The sequence below is a fragment of the Leisingera sp. McT4-56 genome (assembly GCF_020514995.1).
Taxonomy (GTDB): Bacteria; Pseudomonadota; Alphaproteobacteria; order Rhodobacterales; family Rhodobacteraceae; genus Leisingera; species Leisingera aquaemixtae_A.
In genome coordinates, this window is record NZ_JAJALF010000053.1 from 1 (window position 1) to 3027 (window position 3027).

Below are 3027 nucleotides of genomic sequence, written 5' to 3' on the forward strand. Positions count from 1 at the left end.
GCCATGAGCTACAAGAGTGACATCGAGATTGCGCGTGAGGCGCAGAAGAAGCCGATCCAGGAGATTGGCGCGAAGATCGGGATTTCCAGCGACGACCTGCTGCCCTACGGCCATGACAAGGCGAAGGTGAGCCAAGGGTTCATCAACTCTGTGCAGGACCGCGAAGACGGCAAGCTGATCCTGGTGACCGCGATCAACCCGACGCCTGCGGGCGAAGGCAAGACCACCACCACCGTGGGCCTGGGCGACGGTCTGAACCGGATCGGCAAGAACGCGATGATCTGCATCCGCGAAGCGAGCCTCGGCCCGAACTTCGGCATGAAGGGCGGCGCTGCGGGCGGCGGTTACGCCCAGGTGGTGCCGATGGAGGAGATGAACCTCCACTTCACCGGCGACTTCCACGCCATCACCTCGGCGCATTCGCTGCTGTCGGCGATGATCGACAACCACATCTACTGGGGCAACGAGTGCGACATCGACATCCGCCGCGTCGCCTGGCGCCGGGTGGTCGACATGAACGACCGCGCCCTGCGCCAGATCACCGCGTCGCTCGGCGGCGTCTCCAACGGCTTCCCGCGCGAAGCCGGCTTTGACATCACCGTGGCGTCGGAAGTGATGGCGATCCTCTGCCTCGCGAACGACCTCAAGGACCTGGAAAAGCGCCTCGGCGACATCATCGTGGCCTACCGCCGCGACAAGACCCCGGTCTACTGCCGCGACATCAAGGCCGAAGGCGCGATGACCGTGCTCTTGAAAGACGCGATGCAGCCGAACCTGGTGCAGACCCTGGAAAACAACCCGGCCTTCGTGCACGGCGGCCCGTTTGCCAACATCGCGCACGGCTGCAACTCGGTGATCGCCACCAAGACCGCGCTGAAAGTGGCCGACTACGTCGTGACTGAGGCCGGCTTCGGCGCTGACCTCGGCGCCGAGAAGTTCATGAACATCAAGTGCCGCAAGGCAGGCATCGCACCCTCCGCGGTGGTGCTGGTGGCCACCGTGCGCGCGATGAAGATGAACGGCGGCGTTGCCAAGGCAGACCTCGGCGCCGAGAACGTCGAGGCGGTGAACTCCGGCTGCGCCAACCTCGGCCGCCACATCGAGAACGTCAAATCCTTCGGCGTGCCGGTTGTGGTTGCGATCAACCACTTCGTCACCGACACCGATGCGGAAGTCGACGCTGTCAAAGCCTACTGCGCCACCCACGGCGTCGAGGCGGTGCTGTCGCGCCACTGGGAGCTGGGCTCCGAGGGCTCCGCGCCGCTGGCCGAGAAGGTTGTCGAGATCGTCGACGCCGGTTCCGCCAACTTCTCGCCGATCTACCCGGACGACATGCCGCTGTTCGAGAAGATCGAGACCATCGCCAAGCGTATCTACCGCGCCGACGAGGTTCTGGCGGACAACAAGATCCGCAACCAGCTGAAGGAATGGGAAGACGCGGGCTACGGCAACCTGCCGGTCTGCATGGCGAAGACCCAGTACTCCTTCTCGACCGACCCGTCCCTGCGCGGGGCGCCGGTGGGCCACTCGGTGCCGGTGCGCGAAGTGCGCCTCAGCGCCGGTGCGGGCTTCATCGTTGCGGTCTGCGGCGAGATCATGACCATGCCGGGCCTGCCGCGCACCCCGGCGGCGGAAACCATCCGCCTGAATGCGGACGGCCAGATCGAAGGCTTGTTCTAAGACAAGATATGCGACATTCAGCGGCCCGGGATACCCCGGGCCGCTGGAGTTTTAAGACATGACCAAGCTGACACCGCCGCAGGACTGCCAGTCGATGGCAGAGGTGCGGGCCCAGATTGACAGGCTGGATATTGAGCTGGTGCAACTTCTGGCCGTCCGGGCGGGCTATATCGACCGGGCGATCCAGCTGAAGCAGCTCAACGGCTGGCCCGCGCGGATCCCGGAACGGGTCGAGGAAGTGGTCATGAATGCCCGCGCCGCCGCGGAAGGGGAGGGGCTGGACCCCGATCTGATCGAGCATTTGTGGCGGCAGCTGGTGGACTGGTCGATTGCCCGCGAGGCGCGGGTCATTCGTGAGGATTAGGCGGGCCCCCGGGATCATCCTGAGCCTGCAGCAACAAGGAAGAGAGCAATGGCAGCAACTCTGATTGACGGCAAGGCCTTTGCGGCCAAGGTGCGCGGCCAGGTGGCCGAGCATGTGGCGCGGCTGAAGGAAGAACACGGCATCACCCCCGGCCTGGCGGTGGTGCTGGTGGGCGAGGACCCGGCGTCGCAAGTTTATGTGCGCTCCAAGGGCAAGCAGACCGTCGAGGTCGGCATGAACTCCTATGAGCACAAGCTGGAGGCGGACACCCCGGAAGCGGACCTGCTGGCGCTGATCGATCAGCTGAACAACGACCCGGCGGTCAACGGCATCCTGGTGCAGCTGCCGCTGCCGAAGCACATGAACGAAGAGCTGGTGATCAACTCGATCGCGCCGGAGAAGGACGTGGACGGCTTCCACATCTCCAACGTCGGCCTCCTGGGCACCGGCCAGAAGTCGATGGTGCCCTGCACGCCGCTGGGCTGCCTGATGATGCTGCGCGACCACCACGGCAGCCTCTCGGGCATGGACGCGGTTGTGATCGGCCGCTCCAACATCGTCGGCAAGCCGATGGCGCAGCTTCTGCTGGGCGACAGCTGCACCGTGACCATCGCGCATTCGCGCACCAAGGACCTTCCGGAGGTGGTGCGCCGCGCCGACATCGTGGTCGCCGCGGTCGGGCGCCCGGAAATGGTGCCGGGCGACTGGATCAAGGAAGGCGCCACCGTCATCGACGTGGGCATCAACCGCATCGAGCGCGACGGTAAGAACGTGCTGGTGGGCGACGTCGACTTCGCCTCCGCCGCCGAGCGCGCCGGCGCCATCACCCCGGTGCCCGGCGGCGTCGGCCCGATGACCATCGCCTGCCTGCTGGCCAACACCGTCACCGCCTGCTGCCGCGCCCACAACCTGGCTGAGCCGGAAGGCCTCACCGCCTGAAGCGCGCAGAACAGCAGCGGCTGAAACTCACGCTCCCGCCGGAC

3 protein-coding genes are annotated in these 3027 nt (G+C 65.8%); all 3 read left to right on the forward strand.

All coding sequences use genetic code 11. The features are described from left to right. Positions 1-3 precede the first annotated feature (3 nt). Genes LHL23_RS23290 through folD form a run of 3 tightly spaced genes read left to right on the forward strand, consistent with a single transcriptional unit; the run spans position 4 to position 2983 of the window. Positions 4-1680 (forward strand): formate--tetrahydrofolate ligase, encoded by a 1677-nt coding sequence (locus LHL23_RS23290; protein WP_226431743.1) that lies wholly within the window; start codon positions 4-6, stop codon positions 1678-1680. A gap of 58 nt (positions 1681-1738) precedes the next feature. Then, positions 1739-2044, forward strand: coding sequence for a chorismate mutase (locus LHL23_RS23295; RefSeq protein ID WP_226431741.1), 306 nt, complete (start codon positions 1739-1741; stop codon positions 2042-2044). A 48-nt stretch (positions 2045-2092) separates the two neighbouring features. Then, positions 2093-2983, forward strand: coding sequence for a bifunctional methylenetetrahydrofolate dehydrogenase/methenyltetrahydrofolate cyclohydrolase FolD (gene folD / locus LHL23_RS23300; protein WP_226431742.1), 891 nt, complete (start codon positions 2093-2095; stop codon positions 2981-2983). Positions 2984-3027: the final 44 nt, after the last annotated feature.